We start from the raw sequence: 20,340 nt of genomic DNA on the forward strand, positions 1-20,340 counted from the left end.
ACTTACCTGCGGCATACTGTTGCGGGGAAGCCGTTGCGTTTCGCCAGCTCGACATCGGGGGAAGCATCGTGAAGATTCGACAGTACGCAGTGGGATTCTTGTTTTGCTGCTCGCTCAGCACCACCGCTGCAGTGGCGGCGGAAGCCTGCTCGCTCGAGCGCGGTGCGGAGTGCTTTGACCGAGGGCGCGCGGAGAGCCCCTCCGGCAGCGGGGAAACCGCCGCCGCTCAGGATAGCGAGGCCGAGGGATCCAGGTACACGTGGGATGACCTCGTCGAGCTCGTGCCGGAACTGCGCGAGTACGATCTGCGGTACCGGCGTAGAACCAGCGACGAAAGTGAGGATGAGGAGCGCAACCCCCTCGTATGCCGAAAATTCACGGTCACCGGCACGCGCATCCCCCAGCGCCGCTGTGCGCCGCTCCTGCAGTTCGTGGCCTACAAGCTAGCCCAACGTCGCCGCGCTGAAAGAACCCGGGTAGAGATTCTCTTGCGCTAGCGAGCAGGCTGCTGCTCCCCGCAGTTTGCACGCCTTTATCGTAGCGTCGACGGGGGCACCACGCGTCCAGAGGTGCCCGAACCGCTGGCGAACACCTCTCGCCCGGCCGCCCCAGGCGGCGTTCACTCGTTATTCCTCGCGCACGAACCATCCGACAGTGGTAGCATCCGCCCCCGAAGGCGGCTGTAAGCAACGGACATAACAACGATTTTCCGTCGCGGGCGATCAGCAGAGGGCCGCCGAGTAGGGGATAGGACGTACAGATTGGACGGCGACACAGCACACAATATCCCGAGTGAGCTCTCGCGCCTACGACGCTTCACCGCTATCGGTATCTTCAACACCGGCGTGGATTTGGCGGTGTTCTCTCTATTGCGCTTGGTCTTCGAGGCGCCGTTGCTGGTGGCCAACTCCGCCGGGTTCAGCTGTGCAGTGACGTGCGGGTTCTTCCTCAACCGGCGCTGGACCTTCGCCGATCGTCGACACCACCAGCCGATGGCCCGCCAGTATCTCGTGTTCCTAGCGCTCGCCTTCGGTGGTCTCACCGTATCTAACGCCGTGGTGTGGTGGTTATCGCAGAGTGTTCCGGACCTCACCGCGAAGCTGGCGTCGTTCGTCTTCATCTTCGCCTGGAACTACACGACCTCACGCCTGATCGTCTTTCGTCGCAATCCTGATCTGTGCACCTAGGCTCACCTCCCAGAATCCCGCAACCCTGTCCGTACCAGCGGACCGGGGGTGGGTGCAAGCATCGCAGTGCGCTGGACCGAGTCGGGCGCTATGCTCGGCAAGCTCCGGTGAGAGCATGCGTGGAGGGAGAGGGCGTCAGTGGGCACGGCAACTGCCAGCCGACCAATGGCTGTCAACGAGTGGTTAATGCTGATCGCCCTCTCGGTGCTGTGGGGCGGGTCATACTTTTTCATCGAGATTGCCCTCGCGTCGTTGCCGCCCATGACTATCGTCGCCGCGCGACTCATGCTCGCCTCGGTCGCCCTGCTTGCGGTACTGCGCCTCGCCGGACTGCCGTTACCCAGCCGACCGCAGCTCTGGTGGGCATTGCTCTGCATGGGCGCGTTGAACAACGTGATCCCCTTTACGCTGATCGTCTGGGGGCAAACCCACATTACCAGTGGCCTGGCATCGATCCTGAACGGCACCGCGCCGTTGTTCACGGTCGTGATCGCCCATGCCGTGACAAGCGATGAGAAGCTCACCGCATCGCGGATAGTCGGCGTACTACTGGGTCTGATAGGCGTGGCCGTGATGGTCGGCGTATCGGCACTGCGGTCCCTCGGAGTCGCCAATCTCGCCCAGCTGGCGGTGCTCGGTGCTGCGCTTTCCTACGCTTGCGCAGGGATCTACGGACGGCGTTTCAGGGCCATGGGAGTCGGGCCACTTCCCAGCGCAACCGGCCAAGTCATCGCCTCGAGCCTGGTCATGGTGCCGCTGGCGATGGCCGTGGATCAGCCTTGGGCCCTGCCAGGGCCGGTGCCGCTGAGTGCCTTAGGGGCAGTGCTCGCCCTTGCCCTAGGATCGACAGCACTCGCCTACATTCTGTACTTTCACATTCTGCAGTCCGCGGGACCCACCAACCTCATCCTGGTCACCTTCCTCATCCCGGTGACCGCTATCCTGCTTGGGGTGGCGATCCTCGGCGAGCAACTGCGCTTGCAAGAAGCACTTGGCATGTTGTTGATCGGCGGTGGCTTGGCCGCCATCGACGGTCGTCCGATGCGCTGGCTCCTTCAACGCCTACTGCACTGATCCGCGCCTAGGCCTTGCCTAGTGCGCGCCCGCTCCCGTAGGCCCACCGCGCGCTTCCGTGTAAGCTGCGCGGCAAATCAGCTGAGGAGCGCGGGTTGCGCAAATACATCATCAAGGGGGGCAAGCACCTGCTGCGCTGGTTCGGCAAGTTTCAGGCGAAGCACTCCAAGCTGCCCACCACACCCTTTATCGACAACGCCGTGTTCCCCTGGGTCCCAGCGCTTGAGGCGCAGTCAGCGGTGATTCGCGGGGAGCTAGATCGCCTGCTGGAGCATCCGGAGGACATCCCCGCGTTCCACCAGCTCTCGCCAGACCAAAAGCGGATCTCCAAGGGCAACAACTGGAAGACCTTTGCCTTTTGCGTGATGGGGCAGCGGCTCGAGGACAACTGTGCGCTCTGCCCGCAGACGGCGGTGGCCCTGCAGGGGATTCCAGGGCTGCAGAATGCGTGGTTCTCGATCCTCGCGCCCCAGTACCACATCCTTCCCCACCGTGGCCCGACGCGAGCCTTGGTGCGGGTGCATCTGGCCCTGCGCGTGCCAGAGAGTGCGGGCGACTGCTGGATCCGCGTAGACACGCAACGCTATCACTGGCGCGAGGGCGAGGTCGTCCTCTTCGACGACACCTATGAGCATGAGGTGTACAACAACACCGACGAGGTACGCGTGGTGTTGTTCATCGACGTGCTTCGACCTATGGACCGCGTTGGGCAGTGGGTGAACGGTGCGTTGCTGGCTCTACTGAAGTCATCGACCTACGTGAAGAAACCGCTGGCAAACCTCCGGGAGTGGAACCGCGCGCATCCGCCGCGCGGCAACGCTGGGTAAGTCACCACGCCGTGCCGCGCGTCCGATCTTGGCCTCTCCAGCTTCCAGCGCCAGGAGGCGCGGTGCCAGCGACGGATCAGCGCGTGGGCGCATCTCGTGGGGAAGTTCGGCTCCAGTCGCGATCAGACGCCGACGAGGATTGCGCGCTGCGCAGCTAACAGAATCTATCGTTGGCTCAGTGCGCAAAAAAACCAACAGCAGGGCAGGGTATCCCGTTGCAGCGCGGGCGCAAGACCGTGGCAACGGATGTGCTCATGATGACCGGATACGCCCCTGGACTTGATTTCGCCGAGCCCGCATCGGACTATCTACGTCGACGGTGCCCGAAGGGGCATAACAGGGAATCCGGTGCCCGGTCATTACTATGCGTGGCTGGAATACCGGAGCTGCCCCCGCAACTGTGAGCGGTGAAGCGCGCTGACCCGAGTCACTGATGCCCCCCTAGTACCGGGACATCGGGAAGACCAGCGCCGCCATGCCCGCAAGCCAGGAGACCTACCGTCGCGTTGCTCAGCTGTTCTGGTCGGCCGGGGTGTGCCGTTGGAGGTCATTATCAAATCCGTCGTGAAATCCGGCGACGGCTTCACGTCGTTGTTGGCGACCTCGCTCGCCGCCGCCGCATTGCTCGATACTTCACACGGCGGCGCCAGCTGCTGCGCCGACCATAGCGATGAGGCTGCTGCTTGGTCGGGCGCGCATGCCGACGGTATAGGTTTGTGATGGATGCGTGCATAAGCGGCGCGGGAAAGGTGATTCCATTCCCCCGCAAGCGCTTGAACACCAAGGTCACTGCCAGCCGCGAGCAACTCGAAGCATTCTTTCTGGGCCATCGATCTAGGCACGCAAGCGGCGAGGCAGCAGTGATGGCATGGTTGAGGGCGCTGCCTTCTGCGCGATGCCACGGCCGTGCGGCCTGGGCAATGCGGGTGCACCTTGTGGAGCTCTCGCGGCATGAAGCGCGGCGCCACGAGGAAGGGGAGGAGAGGGCTACGGTTGCCTGCCCCCCGCCACGCCCGTTGGTCACCGGGCAAAACCTGCGGCAGCGGCAAGTGCTCGCACTGCTCGGAGCGATCAGCCGGCACTGCTGTGCGAGCGGAACATGTCGTCGAGCCAATCGCGTGGTTCAACCATGAATGCGCAACGCGGCTGCAGTACATGGACTTCGGTACGCTCCGCTACACCGGTTGGCTGGCCGACGGCAAGATAAACGTGAGCGATGAACCTCCAGTACATCGACCTAGTCCGCAGGTTGCTGCTGCTGGCGACAGCCGATCTTGTCCGGTCTGTACCCGACCCAACGGGTGCGGCGTCGCCGAGGCCGGCCCCGAGGCCGCTGCCACGTGCTGGTGTTTCGCAGCGAAGGTCAGTCGTGAGCTGCTCGATTGGGTAGGTGCTCGTGGTTTGGACGGGCATTGCCTGTGCGCCGGCTGCGCCGCCGGTAAGGTCCCCTCACCGTGCGTTGGCACGTGCCGGCTCGACGACACTCGAGCCTTCTGCGTAGGCTGCGGCCGTACGGTGGACGAAATCTCCGCCTGGAGTTCCTTCGGACCTGTGGACAAGGCCGCGGTGCTGCTACGTCTGCGAGTGGAGCAGCAGCAGTACGGATGACTGGGACTGGACCCCTAATGGATTCTGTCCACACGCCCCATAGGCTCGGGGTTCCCTTCGAGCGTAGACAGTATTTAACATAATATACATTATGCGCAGTGTAGGGATCTTGAAAGGGACCCCCTGCGGAGCCATGTCCCGCTCATGTTTAGCAGCCGCACGCCCCACGCGTGCCAGGGACGCAAGACCGCATGAGCGATATCTATGAACACCAAGGCGACGATGGCGATGGCACGTCGGTGACCCAGGCGGTCCGCGTGCCGGATGATGTGCTGCTGGTATTGCCCCTACGGGATCAAGTGGTGTTCCCCGGAGCCGTCAGCCAGGTTTCCCTTGGTCGGGACATCTCCGTGGCCGCAGCTCGCGAGGCCGTACAGCACCAGCGCAAGCTGGGGCTGGTGCTGCAACGCGACCCGCAAGTCGACGTGCCAGGCGCCCATGACCTCTACGAGGTTGGCACCATAGTCAGCGTCGTTCGCTACATCACTGCACCGAATGGCATGCACCATCTGATCGTGCAGGCTGAGCGACGCTTCCGGGTGCTGGACTACGTACCCGGACTGCCGTTCCTAGCGGCACGATTCGAAGCGCTGAGCGAGACCGTGGCCCGCGGGCCGGAGATCGAAGCGTTCTCTGCGGCACTGCGGCAAAAAGCGGCGGACGCCGTCGAACTGTTACCCCAGGTCTCCTCGGAGATTCCCCAGGCGCTGGCGAACATCGAGTCGCCGAGCGCGCTCGCTGACCTAGTCGCAGGCCTGATCGACGTGAAAGGTGCCCAGAAGCAGGAGTTGCTGGAGACCACCGATGTGCGTTCGCGCCTCGAACGGCTGGTCGAGATGGTGTCGCGGCGCTTGGAGGTCCTAAAGCTCTCCCGTGAGATCGAAGAGCAGACCCAGGAGAAGGTGAACGAGCGTCAGCGTGAGTACATGCTTCGCGAGCAGCTAAAGACCATCCAACGCGAGCTTGGCGAAGATGGCTCGGTGGACAGCGAAGATCTCGAGGCACAGATCCGCGAAGCTCGCATGCCGGAGGAGGCTGAGCAGCAGGCCTTACGCGAACTGCGCCGCATGCGCAGCATTCCGGAGGCCTCTGCCGAGTACTCTCTCGTGCGTACCTACTTAGAATGGTTGGTGGCCCTGCCTTGGAGTCGCCTCGATGAGGAGCAAATCGACATCGCCCGGGCGCGCGAGATCCTCGACGAGGATCATTACGGCCTGGAGAAGGTGAAGAAACGCATCCTCGAATACCTCGCGGTTCGCAAGCTCAACCCGTCGGGCCGCAGCCCCATTCTGTGTTTCGTCGGCCCGCCTGGGGTCGGCAAGACATCTCTCGGACGCAGCATCGCGCGCGCCCTGGGGCTAGAGTTCGTTCGGGCGAGCTTGGGCGGGGTGCACGACGAGGCGGAGATACGAGGTCATCGGCGCACTTATGTGGGCGCCCTCCCCGGCTCAATCATTCAGAGCATCCGCCGCGCCGGCACACGTAATCCGGTCTTTATGCTCGACGAGATGGACAAGCTCGGGGTCGGGTTCCATGGCGATCCCTCCTCCGCCTTGCTCGAAGTGCTAGACCCCCAACAGAACGGTAGCTTTCGCGATCACTACCTGGATCTTCCCTTCGACCTTGGACAAGTGCTCTTCGTCGCCACCGCCAACGTGCTCGATGCAATTCCCGGCCCCCTGCGCGATCGCATGGAGGTCATCGAGCTCCCAGGCTACACCCAGGATGAGAAGCTGGAGATCGCTCGGCGATATCTGGTGCAGCGCCAACGCGAGGCCAACGGTCTTGATGGCTACGAGGTGTCGATAACGGATCCCGCAATCGGGACGATAATCGACGGCTACACCCGCGAGGCGGGCGTGCGAAACCTCGAACGCGAGCTGGGGGCGGTGCTGCGCGATGCGGCCGTCCGCGTGAGCGAGGGTCATGAGGGACCTATCGCGATCGACGTGCAGGACATCGCCCGCATCCTCGGACAACCAAAGTTTGAGAGCGAGCTGCGCCTTCGCACGAGCGTGCCCGGTGTAGCGACGGGGTTAGCCTGGACGCCGGTCGGCGGTGACCTCCTGTTCATGGAGGCCACGCAGGTGCCCGGTCACGGCAAGCTGATCCTGACCGGGCAGCTCGGCGATGTGATGCGCGAAAGCGCCCAGGCGGCGGTGAGCCTCGCGAAGTCCCGACTCACGCAACTGGGCTCATCCCCCACGGCATTGGAAGGGACGGATCTGCACATTCATGTGCCCGCGGGGGCGATCCCCAAAGACGGGCCCAGCGCTGGAGTCGCGATCTACGTCGCCTTGGCTTCCTTGCTCAGCAACCGCCAGGTTCGCAGCGACATCGCGATGACGGGCGAGATTAGCCTTCGCGGCCTAGTACTGCCGGTGGGTGGAATCAAGGAGAAGGTCTTGGCCGCGGCCCGAGCAGGCCTACGCACAGTCATGCTGCCGGAACGCAACGCGAAGGACCTGCAAGAAATCCCCGAGTCCGCCCGGGAGCAGCTGGAGATCATCTGGATCCGCGATGTGGACCAGGCCTTGGCCATCGCCTTGGGCGATCCCGATGGCGGCACACAGGACAGCGGGTCCGAAGACGAGAGCACCGCGCAACGCGGGAGCAGCCTCTTGGTCTAGGGCACACCTTGCGTGCCACACCAGGTACGTCAGCCCACGGGGGGCGATCAACTCGCGATCGCCCCCACGACTTGCTGGCTACCCCTCTCGCCTACCAGATATCACCGCCTATCGGTTTGCGAAAGCTAGTGGGCTTGTCGCCCAGGAGCTACATGCCGTTGGCGTACTCTTTACTGATTAGGATGCTACGGTCCATCGTAGCCATCGCGCGTGCGTACTCGGCGAGTCCGCGCAGCGCGAAGTCGCCGCGATCGCGAATGTAGCCGTCCTCCTCGCCCTGGGGCTCTCCGTCGTTCATGACCTCACCGACGTTTCTCACGATCAGATGCTCTGGAATGAAGCAAAGGCGACTGTTCTTGTAAGCCGTGGCGCGCAGCTCAACCACCGGATAGGCACCGCCGCGCGAGCCTGAGACCGCGGCGATGAGAGCGGGCTTGTGCCCCACGGTGGCGGAGGAAAAGAAAAGCATTAGATTCTTTAAGCGCGAAGGCACGGTTCCGTGCCATTCAGGGCTTACGAGAATGTAAGCTGCGGCCGCGCGAAGCTGATCGTTCAGCTCGGATAGCTGAGTTTTCCATTGTTCATGTTTCGGATCGAAGGCACCCTCGTCCCAGAATGGGATGGTACTCGCGCTCAAATCGAGAACCTCACTACTCGCGAACAGCTGGAGCTCAACTGATCTTTGGGCCAAATGGCGAGCAACCTTCGAGGATTGGGAGTTTCTTTGGTGACTACCGCTGATCACGAGCAACTGCATGGTTGGCATGTCCTTGGGAAAATTATTGGTTGAATACGAAACTAGTGAATGGATACGGCGATCAAAAATTAGCCACTTCAACGGTTCCATGAACCGAATGGTTTCATGTTAAACTTCCATGTCCGATCTAGAAGGGCTGTTCCATGCCGGGGGCGACACGACCGCCTACCCGGTAGCCATGAACGGTAGATCGGGACCTGAAGTTGAACTTCTTTACCAATGACCGGTGAGTTAACGCAATTATGAAAAAGAGTAAGCTGATTTCAGCAGTCGATAACGTGAAAACCTACAAGTGGCCTTCCCCGCAGAAGCGTGCTGTGATCACTGCGCTGGCCCTCGGAGAGCCCGGCAACAGCGGCCACCTGTCAGAGCTGCTCGGTATTCCCCTGCGCACGCTTCACGTACTATGGTCCTCCCTGCGAGCCGAGGGTTGGGTCCATTGGGACGGCGATCAGTACGCGGTTTCTGGGGACGTCACGGAGATCGTGGACCTCTGGATCAAACTCTCCGACGCCTCCTGAGGCCTCCAGGACCCTGCGCGGCTACGCTCGACGCAGGGTCCGCCAGGCAGCGTAGCGGCGTTCGCGCCTTGCTGGCTCGCTAACCCACCTTCTCTCGCTAGCGAATCCTCTGCTCCACCAACTTCTCGACCACAGCGGGTTCCGCCAGGGTGGAGGTGTCGCCCAGCTGGCTTACCTCGTCCTCCGCAATCTTGCGCAGGATCCGGCGCATGATCTTGCCTGACCTAGTCTTCGGCAGACCGGCCGCAAACTGCAGCTTGTCGATCGTCGCGATTGGACCTATCTCCGCGCGTACGGCCTTCACCAGTTTGCTGCGTAGGGCCTCATCACCCTGGAGTCCGGCATTTAAGGTGACATACGCATAGATGCCCTGGCCTTTGATCTCGTGTGGGTAGCCCACGACGGCGGCCTCGGCGACGCTATCCTGCAGGACCAGCGCGCTCTCGATCTCAGCTGTCCCCATGCGGTGGCCGGAGACGTTAAGGACGTCGTCCACGCGTCCGGTGATCCAGTAGTAACCATCTGCATCGCGCCGAGCGCCATCTCCGGTGAAGTAGGTGCCGGGAAAAGTCTTAAAGTAGGTGTCGATGAAACGTTGATGATCACCGTACACCGTGCGCATCTGTCCAGGCCAAGAGTCGACCAGCACCAAGTTGCCCTCGCCTTCCCCCTCCACACGCTTACCTTCGCTATCCACCAGTGCAGGTTGAATCCCGAAGAAGGGACGGGTCGCCGAACCCGGCTTAAGGGCCGTCGCACCCGGAAGCGGCGTAATCGCAACGCCGCCGGTTTCCGTTTGCCACCACGTATCCACAATGGGTCGAGTGCCATCACCGACCACATCGTGGTACCAGCGCCAAGCCTCTGGATTGATCGGTTCTCCCACCGTGCCGAGGATGCGCAAACTGGAGCGGCTCGCGGCCTTCACGGGCCCTTCACCGTCGCGCATGAGTGAGCGAATCACCGTGGGAGCTGTGTAGAAGATCTCCACCGCATGCTTGTCTATTACTTCCCACAGGCGCTTATTACTGGGGTAGTTCGGCACGCCTTCGTACATGAGCGTGGTCGCACCGTTGGCCAGAGGGCCATACACGATGTAGCTATGACCGGTGATCCAGCCGACGTCTGCGGAGCACCAGTAGATCTGCCCGGGTCGGTAGTCGAAGACATACTCGTGGGTCATGGAGGCGTAAACGAGGTAGCCGCCACTCGTGTGCAGGACGCCTTTCGGCTTACCGGTGGACCCGGATGTGTAGAGGATGAACAGCGGATCCTCCGCACTCATCGCTTCCGCCTGACAGCTATCGCTAACCTCCTCACGCAGCTTATGCCACCAGCGATCACGCGCGCTGTCCCAGGGCACCGCCGCCCCGGTCCGTCGCACGCTGAGCACGTGGCGAACCTCGTGCGAGCCAACCTGGTCGATCGCCGCATCCACCGTGGCCTTCATCGGCACATGCTTGCCGCCGCGCACACCCTCATCCGCTGTGACCACCACATGGGCGCCGCAGTCCTGGATACGGCTGGCCAGCGCCTCGGCTGAGAATCCGCCGAACACCACAGAGTGGACAGCCCCGATACGGGCGCACGCCAGCATCGCGTAGGCGGCCTCGGGAATCATCGGCAAGTAGAGAACGACCCGATCGCCGCGCTTTACTCCGCAGGCCTTCAAGGCGTTGGCGAAGCGGCAGACCTCCACGTGCAGCTCGCGGTATGTGATGCGGGTATCAACGGCCGGATCATCCGACTCCCAGATGATGGCAACATCGTCCGCGCGAGCGGGAAGGTGGCGATCCACGCAGTTAGCACAAACATTAAGTACGCCGTCCGTGAACCAACCGACGTGAAGATCCTCTTGCTGGAAGGACACGTCGCGCACGCGGGAGTAAGGGCCCAGCCAGTCTAGGCGCTTGCCCTGTTCTCCCCAGAAACCCTCAGAATCGGCAACGGACTGCTCGTAGAGCGCGCGATAGCGATCCTCGGTGCACCGCGTGTGCTCGAGAATGTGCTTAGGTACCGGGAATACCTCATCGGTTTCCGACACTGATTGACCCGCCCCCATGCCAACTCCCTCTCGAACCGAGATATCACAACACGCGCCAAACCTTAATGGATACGGGGCCGCCACGCTACAGCGCGCACCTATACGCGCAGGCGAGGTGATGGTGGTGTGCGCACCCCGTAGCTAGTGGCAGCCCTCGTCGGCTGCCACCTTGCCGCGGAACACCCAGTAGCTGTAGCTCGTGTAGAGCAAGATCAGCGGAATGAGCGCAGTGGCACCCACCAGCAAGAAGCTGAGGCTCTTGTCTGGGGCGGCAGCGGCGCGGAAGCTCAGACTCGGCGGGAGTAGGTTCGGGTAAAAGCTGATCACGAGGCCGATGAAGCTCAGCACGAACAACAGCGTGGTGCCCAGGAACGGTCCGATGTGTTGGCCGCTGCGCAGCCCTTGCAGCAATCCGAGACCCACCATAACGGTAAGTACGGGCACGGGAGCGACGTAGTGGATGGAGGCGCGGGCAAACCAGCGTTCATTAAACTCCGGACGCATCAGCAGCATCCATGCGCTGATCAGGCCAATGAACAGCAGGAGCGCCGGACATAACCAGGTGGCGAGTTGTCGCGCACGCTGTTCGAGATCCTCCGTGCCTTTCATCACTAACCAGGTCGCGCCGAGGGCCGCATAGCCAGCGACCAAGGCGATGCCCGTGACCACGCTAAGGGGTGAGAGCCAATCCCACCATCCGCCGGCGTAGGCACGCCCGTCCACGGCGATGCCGTCGACGAGTGCGCCGAGCGTGACCCCCTGGGAAAACGCAGCCGTCAGCGAACCGAAGGTGAAGGCGAAATCCCAGAGCCATCGACCACGCTCCGTGCGCCAGCGGTACTCGAAGGCGACACCGCGTAGGACCAGACCGATCAACATGGCGGTCATCGGGGCGTAGAGCGCGGTCAGGAGCACAGCGTAGGCGAGGGGAAATGCGGCGTAGAGGCCACCGCCACCGAGGATCAGCCAAGTCTCGTTGCCGTCCCACACCGGGGCGACGGAGTTCATGGCAGCGTCTCGCTGTCGCTTGCTCCGAAGTAGTGGAAACAGCAGGCCAACGCCGAGATCGAATCCGTCGAGCAACACGTAGGCCAGCACCGCAAACGCGATCATTCCAGCCCAGACCAAGGGCAGATCGAGTCCCACCACCGGATCAGTCGCCCCGTGGCGCGTTGAGCGCGGAAGTCATTGCCGAGGCGGGGTGATTCCCGCCGCACGTGTGGGAATGCTGGTCTTCGGATCACTCTCGCCCTCTTTGGGTGTGTGACCCATCAAGCGCAAAAGGTAAAGCACGCCTGCGCCGAACACGAAGAGATACGTGATGACGAAAGCCGCGAGCGAGAAAGTAACGGCGGGAGTCGCAATGGGAGACACAGCATCGGCAGTACGCAGGGCGCCGTACACCACCCAGGGCTGCCTGCCCGCTTCCGTGACCACCCAACCGCTGACCACCGCAACGAATCCGGCAGGCCCCATCAGCACTGACGCCCGTTGCAGCCAGCTGGCCTCGGGACACGCTTCATGCCGAACAGCATGACGCCAAGAAGACCCGCTTCCAGGAAGAAGGCGGAGAGTACCTCGTAGCCCATCAAGGGGCCGATGACTGGTGCGGTTTTGTCGGAGAAAACGCTCCAGTTGGTACCGAACTGCTAGCTCATGACCATGCCGGACACGACCCCCATGCCGAAGGCGACGGCGAAGATCTTCAGCCAGAACGTGTAGGTGTTCAGATAGACTTCTTGGCGCCGCCAGAGCCACAGACCCTCCAGCACCGCGAGATAGCTGGCGAGGCCGATGGAGAAGGCGGGGAACACGATGTGAAAGGTCACCGTGAAGGCGAACTGAATGCGAGCGAGATCGAGCGCGTCGAGCACAGGGATTCTCCGCCGAGGCCCGAGAAGTCGGGCGCACTGCCTGCGTAGTGTAACGGTTGGCTCTGTCTGTCGTGAGCACAGCGGGTGGACCCAACGGCTGTCTGAGCGGGGCCTGGCGACGTCGAGGGCCTTCTCGTTCGACGCGATGCTCCAGGCACAGCTCACATGATCCAGGACCGCGCCGTGCCGAAGGATGCGCTGGTCGCTTTCGTGCACATCGAGAAGGCCGCTGGCACCACCCTGCTGTACCTGCTTCGACGCAACTACCTCGGACGCTACTTAGACGTTCGCCCTTACGCTGAACGCACACCGAGCGGGATCTTCATGGCGGAGGATCTGCGGGTGGCGCTGCGCGTCAATCCCTTCATCCGTGCCATTGGCGGACACGCCGTTGCGCCGTTCTCTGACCTGGCCTCGCAGGCATCCCGGCCTGTGCGCTACATCACCCTGCTGCGCGATCCGGTGGCGCGGTACCTGTCGCAGTTTCGGTACTGGAATCGCGTGATGGCGAAGGACTGGAGCTTCGAGCGCTTTCTGGATCACGAACCGTCCTTCGATCTGCAGACGCGCAAACTATGCGGCAATCGAGATAGCAATGCGGCACTCGACGCGCTGCGCGGCGAATTCGCCCTGATCGGCACCGTGGAGTCCCTGGACGAGTTCCTCGTCCAGTTCGCAGCCATCAGCGCCCTCCCGTTCGATCCCCGCTACCAGGCGCGCAACACGGGTGAGGGCGATCGCGACGAGGCGGACCGGCTGATGCAGGCGTTCGGTGACGAAGTGGTGGCCCGAAACCAAGCAGACCTGGCCCTTTACGAACAGGTAAAGAGCTCAGTACTCCCAGCTCAGCGCGCGCGGTACGCGGGCGATCTGCAAGATGATGTCGCGGCCTTTAGCGCGCGACAGGCAAATGCAGGCGCGGCGACAGTCGATTGGCGTTTGCTTCTCGATGGCGCCTTGCGCAAGGGGTGGTACGAACCGCTGACCGGCTGGATAAGGCGACGCGCGGGAATGGCTGCTCGCGGCTCCTACTGAAGGCTGCTCAGCCTTCCCGCGCGGCCTCTTCCCGCGCGCGTGCGGCTACGAAGCACGCTCGCTCCAGCACACGCGCTCGGTAGTCGCTCACCTTTGGCGAACTCACCTCACACTTCGCCGACACCGCCCAATTGAGCGTATGGGCGGTCACGATATCGACCAGCGTGAACTGCTCGCCGAGGGCGAAAGGCCCCTCCCCGAAAAGCACTTCAAAGCCAGCCATAGCGCGCGAGAACTCCTCCCTGGCAACGGGCTTGATCGCCTCGACGCGTGCTTCCTTCGGCATGACGAAGCTGTGTTTGCCAAGGGTCCACAAGGGCTGTTCGAGTTCGGTCACCACAAACCACAGCAACTGATCGTGCTTTGCGCGCTCGGCGCTGCCTTGCGCCGGCAGCAGCGAGCCTAGCCCGTGGCGGGACGCCAAGAACTGGCAGATCGCGGCAGACTCTATCAGAGTGAGGTCGCCGTACTTCAGCACTGGCGTCTTGCCCATGCAGTGCAGCGCCTTCGCCAGGTCCGTGCCCGGCATCATGGCCTGGAACTCGTAGTCGAGCCCCAGCTCCTCGAGCGTGGCAGTAACGCGCATCCCGCGGCTGGAGGGGATGGCGTACAGCGTGATCGTCGGCTGAGACATAGGGGCCCTCGCTCCGAGCGTTAGGGGGTGTTGGGGCGGCGTTGCCAGAACCCCATGCGCTCGCTGACCTCAATCACCACCTGTGAGGCGATTGCCTCAGCGCGCTCGGCGCCGCGTTCGAGCAGTGCGTCCAATTCGGTGGGGTCGGCCAGAAGCTCGCGCAGGCGGGCCGCGATGGGCCCCAGATGGGCGACAGTCGCCTCAGCCATCACCGGCTTGAAGGCGGAGAAGTTCTTGCCAGCGAACTCCTCAAGCACCCGGTCGGGGCTTCGCTGGGTGATCGCCGCGAAGATATTGATGAGGTTGCGCGCCTCTGGACGCCCGTCGAGTTCCTCGAGTGACTCGGGCAACGGCTCCGGATCGGTCTTGGCCTTGCGGATCTTCTGTGCGATCGCGTCGGAATCATCCGTCAAGTTGATGCGTGTCATATCGGATTGCGCTGACTTGCTCATCTTCTCCTGACCGTTGCGCAAGCTCATCACGCGGGTCGCCGCGCCTAGAATCAGCGGCTCCGGTTCCGGCAGGCATTCGCATTCGTAGCGAAAATTGAAGGTGCGTGCGATCTCCCGCGTCAACTCTAAGTGCTGCTTTTGATCTTCCCCCACGGGCACGTGCGTGGCCTTATAGACCAAGATGTCCGCAGCCATCAGCACGGGGTATGCGAAGAGGCCGAGCGCTGCGCGCTCGCGGTGCTTGCCAGACTTCTCTTTGAACTGCGTCATCCGATTCAGCTCCCCCATTTGCGCCAGGCTAGCGAACAGCCACATGAGCTGGGCGTGGGAGGGGACTGTGGATTGGGCGAACACGATGGACCGGTCCGGATCGACACCAGCGGCAATGTACGTTGCGGCGACCTCTCGCGTCGCCTCGGCAAGACGTGCGGGATCGTAGGGCTGGGTAATCGCATGGAGATCGACCACGCAATAGATGCACTCGTCCATCTCGTCCTGCAGGCCAACCCAGTTGCGCAGGGCGCCGAGGTAGTTACCAAGGTGGAGCTGATTGGTGGGCTGCATGCCCGAGAACACGCGCTTCATCTGAACTTTCGGAATCGCTGGCCGTTGGGAGGATCCGGGGCACTATACCGGGAACCTCCCCACCGGCAACCGTGGCCGAGATCTGGTACGGGGCCGGGTGTCGATCTAGTGTGTTCTGATGAAGGAACACCGCCCCCTCAGACACCCGATCGCACACGCCTCACCTCGCGATTCTACGCCCAGTGCCCCGGCGATCAGGCTCGCTACTCCATCGCCGCATTCGACGACGTCTCTACCCACGGGCGGGGGTGTGGTCTGGCGCCGGTCTTGCTCGCCCCAATGGACGCGTTCCAACTCAGCCAGCGCCTTGTCCACACCAGCCTGATGCGCTTCGCCCAGGACCATCGTTGCCATCCAGCAGGTGTGGGGGCGGCGCAGCGTCGATCACCTGAGCACATCCATGATGTTGAGCGCAGTCAAGCAGCATCAACGCGGATCCATGCAATCCGTGCCGAGCTTGGGATGAGGCCTGAATCTAGTGCTTCTCGCCCGGTATGCGCCTAGGACCGAGATGGATACGCCGGCAGCTGATCTCGGCTCGGCTGCCAGCGTCCGCACGTCCGACATCAGCGTTCACCAAGGTCTCGATTGGCCTCCTCGACTGGGACGTCGTTCCCCCCGATCCATCTGTGCTTTGTCCGGTACGGCAGCGGGCACCGGTCGCTGAAGCGCCTCATTAGGACCTCGTCGAGATACGCCTCTAATATTAATCTTTTCAATCTCGTAAGCGGGTTTTCTAAATCATTTTCGATAATTGCCTCAGGCGACTATCGCCGGATCAAAGCGCCGTTGACGTGCCGCTGACCTTCGTCCGTCAACTACCGCCGGCTGGACGCTTGGCGACCGATTTGCCATCCCACTTCCGCGCAGTGTGTCAGCTGGAAGGGCAGCCCACTCCAGTGCTAAGGCGCGTCCTACCAACGCTTAGGTCAGCGCCATCGGAGCATGCTGCTGTCCACGAGATACCGTGGCGCTCCACTGGGCCGGTACTGCCCCTGCGCGCGGTGGTAGGAATGGGATCGCATGGGCTTTTACTTTTTATATCAGGTCATTAGCGGACAAATCGTAGTTAGTTTCAAGGTTAGGATGAGTTAAATTTGTCAACTCCACCCGTGGGCTAGCGGCCAACCTCCAGATCGACCGACCCGCCAGACTCAACACACCTTCATCGCCCAAAGGCACGGGAAAGCCCGCTAGGCAGATGCAGGCCGCGGGTCTAAGGGGACCGAGCGCGCACCCCCTGCTCGTCGTTGGGCGCCGGTAGCGCTTTGTGCGCGGGCTAACTCGTGACTGCGCGTCAGTGAGCTCCCGGCGGGCGAGTTAATAACCTCGCATATACCTGCGATATAGCTTACAGAGTTCTGATAAAATTGAGGATTTCCACTCATTTGTGAAAGCGGCACTCAACGACCATCGCCATAGACGTCAGCGCAACGATTGCCCTCTTAGCTTTACCGATCGGGGATATCCCCCCGCACATGTCGAAGAGCAGGTTGAAGTTGCGCTAATCGTTGCGCTAATCATGGAAGCGAAGCGTGGCCAATGCCCCATCCCCGCGAACGGCTGTACGGGGGCTCAAGGCAGCGCGGGGATGGACGTGAGCTATAGACTTAAGCCCTGGGAGAGGTGGAGCGAGACTGCGTCCTAGCTTGCCAAGCCAACTCGACCACACAACTCATCGTGCTCGACCACGATTTGACCTGAAGCGACGCATCCACCATGTCTAATGCCCCAAACGCTACCAGCTCCCCAGTCGTCACGCTCAGCTTCGAGCACGACCCCGCCTTTGCGCTCGTCGCGATCGACAACCCACCGGTCAATGGCATCTCGCAGGGCGTGCGAGAAGGACTGCGTTGGGCGCTCGAGCGCGCGACCCAAGCGCCAGCGGCGAGAGCCGTGCTGATCGTCTGTGCAGGGGAGAACTTCCTCTCGGGGCAGGACATTCGCGAGTTCGGGCGGCCCGTCGCAGCGCCCAGCCTGCGCGAGTTGTTCTCGCGGATGGAATCGCTCGCGCTGCCCATCGTGGTGGCCGCTCACGGGGTCGCCTTGGGAGGGGGGTTAGAGCTGCTGCTATGCGCCGATCACCGCGTGGTGGCGCAAGACACGCTGCTGGGCTTTCCCGAAATCAACTATGGGCTCGTGCCTGGCGCCGGCGGCACTCAGCGCCTACCGCGACTCATTGGCGCGCGGGCGGCGCTTGAGCTGATGGGCAGCGGCAAGCGCATTACCGCTACAAGGGCGCTTGAGCTCGGCCTCGTCGACGCCGTGTACGAGCGCCCTCGATCTCCCGCAAGTGCCGCCCTGGAAGCCGCGCAAGCGCTGCTAAAGCAGCAGACGTCCCGCCGACGGGTGAGCGCGCGAACGGTAGCGCTCAACACTGCCGACGACAGCTTCGATCGCGAAGCGGCCAAGCTGCTCGCCCGCAGCCGTGGCTACCGCACGCCCGGGCGACTGGTCAGCTGCGTACGGGCGGCGAGTGCGGCCACCTTCGAGGATGGCTTGGCGGTCGAGTCGGCCGAGCACGGAGCGTGCAGTGAGGACCCCCAGCACTTGGCCATGCTGCACATGTTCTTTTCGGAGCGTCGGGCTCGCCAGCTGCCCTCGTCGGCGCAGGGCGCAGCGGACCCGGTAGATCACATCGCGGTCGTCGGCGCTGGCACCATGGGGCTTGGGATCGCGCTCGCGTGCCTGCACGCAGGACTCGCAGTGACGCTGCACGATCAGAGTCGCCAGGCCTCGCAGCGTGCACGGCAACAAGTCGACAGGCTCCTGAGCCGCGACGTCGAACGTGGACGCCTCAGCGCTGCGCAAGCAAATGCGCGCGCGGCTCGCCTCGAGGTCACCGATCAGCTCGACCCATTGGGCCAAGCCCAGGTGATCATTGAGGCCGTCTTCGAGGATCTGGCGTTGAAGCAGCGCCTGTTCTGCACGCTCGACGCCGCCCTGCCAAAGGCGGCGCTCTTCGCCAGCAACACCTCCACGCTCGATGTCGAATCGATCGCGAGGGCAACGACACGGCCTGAGCGCGTCATCGGCCTGCACTTCTTCTCCCCCGCCCACCTCATGCCCCTGGTGGAAGTGGTGGTGGGCGACTGGAACCGTAAGGAGGCCGAGCACCTCGGCCGAGACCTCACGCGGCGCTTGAATAAGGTCGGGGTGGTGGTCGGTAACGGCTTCGGCTTCGTCGGCAATCGCATGCTCTATGCCTACGGTCGCGAGAATCAGCTAATGCTCCTGGAAGGTGCTTCTCCGCAGCGCATCGATCAGGTACTCGAGGACTTCGGCTTCGCCATGGGCCCGAACGCTGTGGGCGATCTGGCGGGACTCGACGTCGGCTATCGGGCTCGCAGAGCCTGGGCCGAGCGACCCGATGATCCGCGCTTCTATCGGGTGGCAGACGCCCTGGTCGAGGCGGAACGCCTCGGACAGAAGAGCGGCGCCGGGTGCTACCGTTATGAGACCGGGAGTCGCAAAGCCATACCCGACCCTGCCACGGACGCCCTCATCCGTCACGAAGCAGATCTTTTGGGGGTGGTCCAACGCGAGCACGGCGACACGGAAATCCTCGAGCGCTGCTTGTTCGCGCTCGCCGTGGAGGGCAGCCGACTGTTGGAGTCGGGCGTAGCAGGCTCCGCCGCGGATATCGACGTCATCTGGTGCAATGGTTATGGGTTTCCTCGCCATAGGGGCGGGCCGATGCACCACGCTGAGCACTGCGGTCTAGGCCGGGTAGTTGAGGCAGCGGAGCGCTACGGGGCCCTGACCGACCAATCCCACCAGTGGCGCGTACCTGCGCTCTTGCGGGCGGCCGCTGAGGGCGCAGGGCGCTTCGCGGAAAGGTAAACTACAGTGCTTGCCATCACTGCTTACTCGCGGAGCCCGCGCCATGATGTTCGACGCCCTCACACCCAATCCGCCCGATCCTATCCTCGCGCTCATGGAGCGCTATAGAGCGGACAGCAGCCCTCAAAAGCTCGATCTCGGCATCGGCGTCTACACCGATGAGCACGGCGTCACGCCCGTGTTCCCGTCGGTCCTGGAAGGCGAGCGCCGCGTGCTGGCGAAGCAAACCACCAAGACCTACGTCGGCATCGCGGGGGATCCGCAGTTCTGCGACTTACACCAGTCACTCACCTTTGGCGAGGACCACCCTGCCCGCCGTGACGGGCGCCTGCGCACGATACAGACCCCTGGGGGGTCCGGCGGTCTGCGCGTCGCGGCGGAGCTCCTCAACCGCGCTGCGAAGCCACCGACCGTGTGGGTGAGCACCCCGACGTGGGCGAATCATGTGCCCCTGCTCAGTTCCGTAGGCGTGCAGCTAAAGCAGTATCGCTACTACGACGAGTCGACCCATGCGCTGAACCTGGAGGGCATGCTAGAGGACGTCGGCGAAGCGCAGGCCGGCGATCTCATTCTTCTGCACGGCTGCTGTCACAACCCCACCGGTGCCGACCTCAGCGAAGCGCAGTGGACGCAGGTCACCGACCTAATCCTGGAGCGCCACCTCGTGCCCTTTGTCGACCTGGCCTACCAGGGCTTCGGCCGCGATGTCGAGGGTGACGTTGGCGGTGTACGCGCGATGGCTGCGCGGGTGCCGGAAATGCTGGTGGTGGCATCTTGCTCGAAGAACTTCAGCCTCTATCGAGAACGGACCGGCTCACTCAGCGTGCTCGCGCGCAAGGGGTCAAGCGCAGACGTCGTCGCCAGCAACATGTCTGCGGTGGCACGTAGCATGTACTCGATGCCGCCCCACCATGGCGCAGGCATCGTGGCTGAGGTGCTGAGCGATCCGTCCCTGCAGAGGCAGTGGCGCGGAGAATTGAGTGCCGTGTGCCAACGGGTTGCCGAGTTGCGCAGCACCTTGGCACAGGCGCTCAACGCGCAGGTGCCCGATCAGGACTTCACGTTCCTTACCCAACAGCAGGGCATGTTCTCCCTGCTCGGCGTGGCGCGCGAGGTGATCGACCGCCTGTGCGCCCAGCACCACATTTACATCGTCGGTTCTGGGCGCATGAACCTGGCCGGACTACCTGGTCAGCGGGTCGATGATTTGGCCGCCGCGGTGGCGGAATCGATCTGCGCGACGGCCGCCGCTTAGGCCTGCAGACTCGT

Annotated in this window: 16 protein-coding genes, 1 pseudogene and 1 riboswitch; of the genes and pseudogenes, 11 read left to right on the forward strand and 6 right to left on the reverse strand. The window is 62.9% G+C overall.

What is annotated here, in order from left to right; genetic code table 11:
- Positions 1-68 precede the first annotated feature (68 nt).
- From AAGA68_06380 to lon, 7 genes are all read left to right on the forward strand, one after another.
- Positions 69-497 carry a hypothetical protein gene (locus AAGA68_06380; GenBank protein ID MEM9384668.1) on the forward strand — a complete coding sequence of 143 codons (429 nt, stop codon included), beginning with the start codon at positions 69-71 and terminating at the stop codon, positions 495-497.
- A gap of 264 nt (positions 498-761) precedes the next feature.
- Positions 762-1,187 carry a GtrA family protein gene (locus AAGA68_06385; protein MEM9384669.1) on the forward strand — a complete coding sequence of 142 codons (426 nt, stop codon included), beginning with the start codon at positions 762-764 and terminating at the stop codon, positions 1,185-1,187.
- A 186-nt stretch (positions 1,188-1,373) separates the two neighbouring features.
- A complete protein-coding gene (locus AAGA68_06390; protein ID MEM9384670.1) occupies positions 1,374-2,261 on the forward strand; it encodes a DMT family transporter in 888 nt (295 codons plus the stop codon).
- A 95-nt stretch (positions 2,262-2,356) separates the two neighbouring features.
- Complete coding sequence (locus AAGA68_06395; protein MEM9384671.1) at positions 2,357-3,088, forward strand: aspartyl/asparaginyl beta-hydroxylase domain-containing protein; 732 nt, start codon at positions 2,357-2,359, stop codon at positions 3,086-3,088.
- A 300-nt stretch (positions 3,089-3,388) separates the two neighbouring features.
- Positions 3,389-3,606, forward strand: a riboswitch (cobalamin riboswitch).
- Positions 3,607-3,628: 22 nt separating this feature from the next.
- On the forward strand, positions 3,629-3,808 hold the full coding sequence (locus tag AAGA68_06400) for a hypothetical protein (GenBank protein MEM9384672.1): 180 nt from the start codon (positions 3,629-3,631) through the stop codon (positions 3,806-3,808).
- A 435-nt stretch (positions 3,809-4,243) separates the two neighbouring features.
- The gene (locus AAGA68_06405) at positions 4,244-4,696 is read left to right on the forward strand and encodes a cysteine-rich CWC family protein (protein MEM9384673.1); all 453 of its coding nucleotides are present in this window, start codon (positions 4,244-4,246) and stop codon (positions 4,694-4,696) included.
- A gap of 191 nt (positions 4,697-4,887) precedes the next feature.
- Positions 4,888-7,326, forward strand: coding sequence for an endopeptidase La (gene lon, locus AAGA68_06410; GenBank protein MEM9384674.1), 2,439 nt, complete (start codon positions 4,888-4,890; stop codon positions 7,324-7,326).
- Between the two features lie 148 nt (positions 7,327-7,474).
- On the opposite strand, the gene AAGA68_06415 is transcribed toward lon, so the two are convergent.
- Positions 7,475-8,173, reverse strand: coding sequence for an NAD(P)H-dependent oxidoreductase (locus tag AAGA68_06415; protein ID MEM9384675.1), 699 nt, complete (start codon positions 8,171-8,173; stop codon positions 7,475-7,477).
- Between the two features lie 152 nt (positions 8,174-8,325).
- Between AAGA68_06415 and AAGA68_06420 the strand changes: the two genes are divergently transcribed.
- Positions 8,326-8,604 carry a hypothetical protein gene (locus AAGA68_06420; GenBank protein MEM9384676.1) on the forward strand — a complete coding sequence of 93 codons (279 nt, stop codon included), beginning with the start codon at positions 8,326-8,328 and terminating at the stop codon, positions 8,602-8,604.
- A 97-nt stretch (positions 8,605-8,701) separates the two neighbouring features.
- On the opposite strand, the gene acs is transcribed toward AAGA68_06420, so the two are convergent.
- The 3 genes and pseudogenes from acs to AAGA68_06435 all read right to left on the reverse strand — a co-directional run bounded on the left by acs (position 8,702) and on the right by AAGA68_06435 (position 12,528).
- Positions 8,702-10,666 carry an acetate--CoA ligase gene (acs, locus tag AAGA68_06425; GenBank protein MEM9384677.1) on the reverse strand — a complete coding sequence of 655 codons (1,965 nt, stop codon included), beginning with the start codon at positions 10,664-10,666 and terminating at the stop codon, positions 8,702-8,704.
- A 123-nt stretch (positions 10,667-10,789) separates the two neighbouring features.
- Positions 10,790-11,794, reverse strand: coding sequence for a cytochrome d ubiquinol oxidase subunit II (gene cydB / locus AAGA68_06430; protein ID MEM9384678.1), 1,005 nt, complete (start codon positions 11,792-11,794; stop codon positions 10,790-10,792).
- A gap of 39 nt (positions 11,795-11,833) precedes the next feature.
- A pseudogene (locus AAGA68_06435) lies at positions 11,834-12,528 on the reverse strand (cytochrome ubiquinol oxidase subunit I).
- 159 nt (positions 12,529-12,687) lie between these two features.
- On the opposite strand from AAGA68_06435, the gene AAGA68_06440 reads away from it, so the two are divergent.
- Entirely contained in the window at positions 12,688-13,557 is an 870-nt protein-coding gene (locus AAGA68_06440; GenBank protein ID MEM9384679.1) for a hypothetical protein, read from the forward strand.
- A gap of 7 nt (positions 13,558-13,564) precedes the next feature.
- Here AAGA68_06440 and AAGA68_06445 read toward each other — a convergent pair whose 3' ends face one another.
- Positions 13,565-14,191: a glutathione S-transferase family protein gene (locus AAGA68_06445; protein ID MEM9384680.1), complete on the reverse strand. Its 627-nt coding sequence runs from the start codon at positions 14,189-14,191 to the stop codon at positions 13,565-13,567.
- Between the two features lie 20 nt (positions 14,192-14,211).
- Complete coding sequence (trpS, locus tag AAGA68_06450) at positions 14,212-15,228, reverse strand: tryptophan--tRNA ligase (protein ID MEM9384681.1); 1,017 nt, start codon at positions 15,226-15,228, stop codon at positions 14,212-14,214.
- Positions 15,229-16,947: 1,719 nt separating this feature from the next.
- On the opposite strand from trpS, the gene AAGA68_06455 reads away from it, so the two are divergent.
- Both AAGA68_06455 and AAGA68_06460 read left to right on the forward strand, forming a co-directional pair.
- Positions 16,948-19,071, forward strand: coding sequence for a 3-hydroxyacyl-CoA dehydrogenase NAD-binding domain-containing protein (locus tag AAGA68_06455; GenBank protein ID MEM9384682.1), 2,124 nt, complete (start codon positions 16,948-16,950; stop codon positions 19,069-19,071).
- A 43-nt stretch (positions 19,072-19,114) separates the two neighbouring features.
- Complete coding sequence (locus AAGA68_06460) at positions 19,115-20,326, forward strand: amino acid aminotransferase (protein MEM9384683.1); 1,212 nt, start codon at positions 19,115-19,117, stop codon at positions 20,324-20,326.
- The last annotated feature ends 14 nt before the right edge of the window (positions 20,327-20,340 follow it).

The organism is Pseudomonadota bacterium, from assembly GCA_039193195.1.
GTDB lineage: Bacteria > Pseudomonadota > Gammaproteobacteria > Steroidobacterales > JBCBZW01 > JBCBZW01.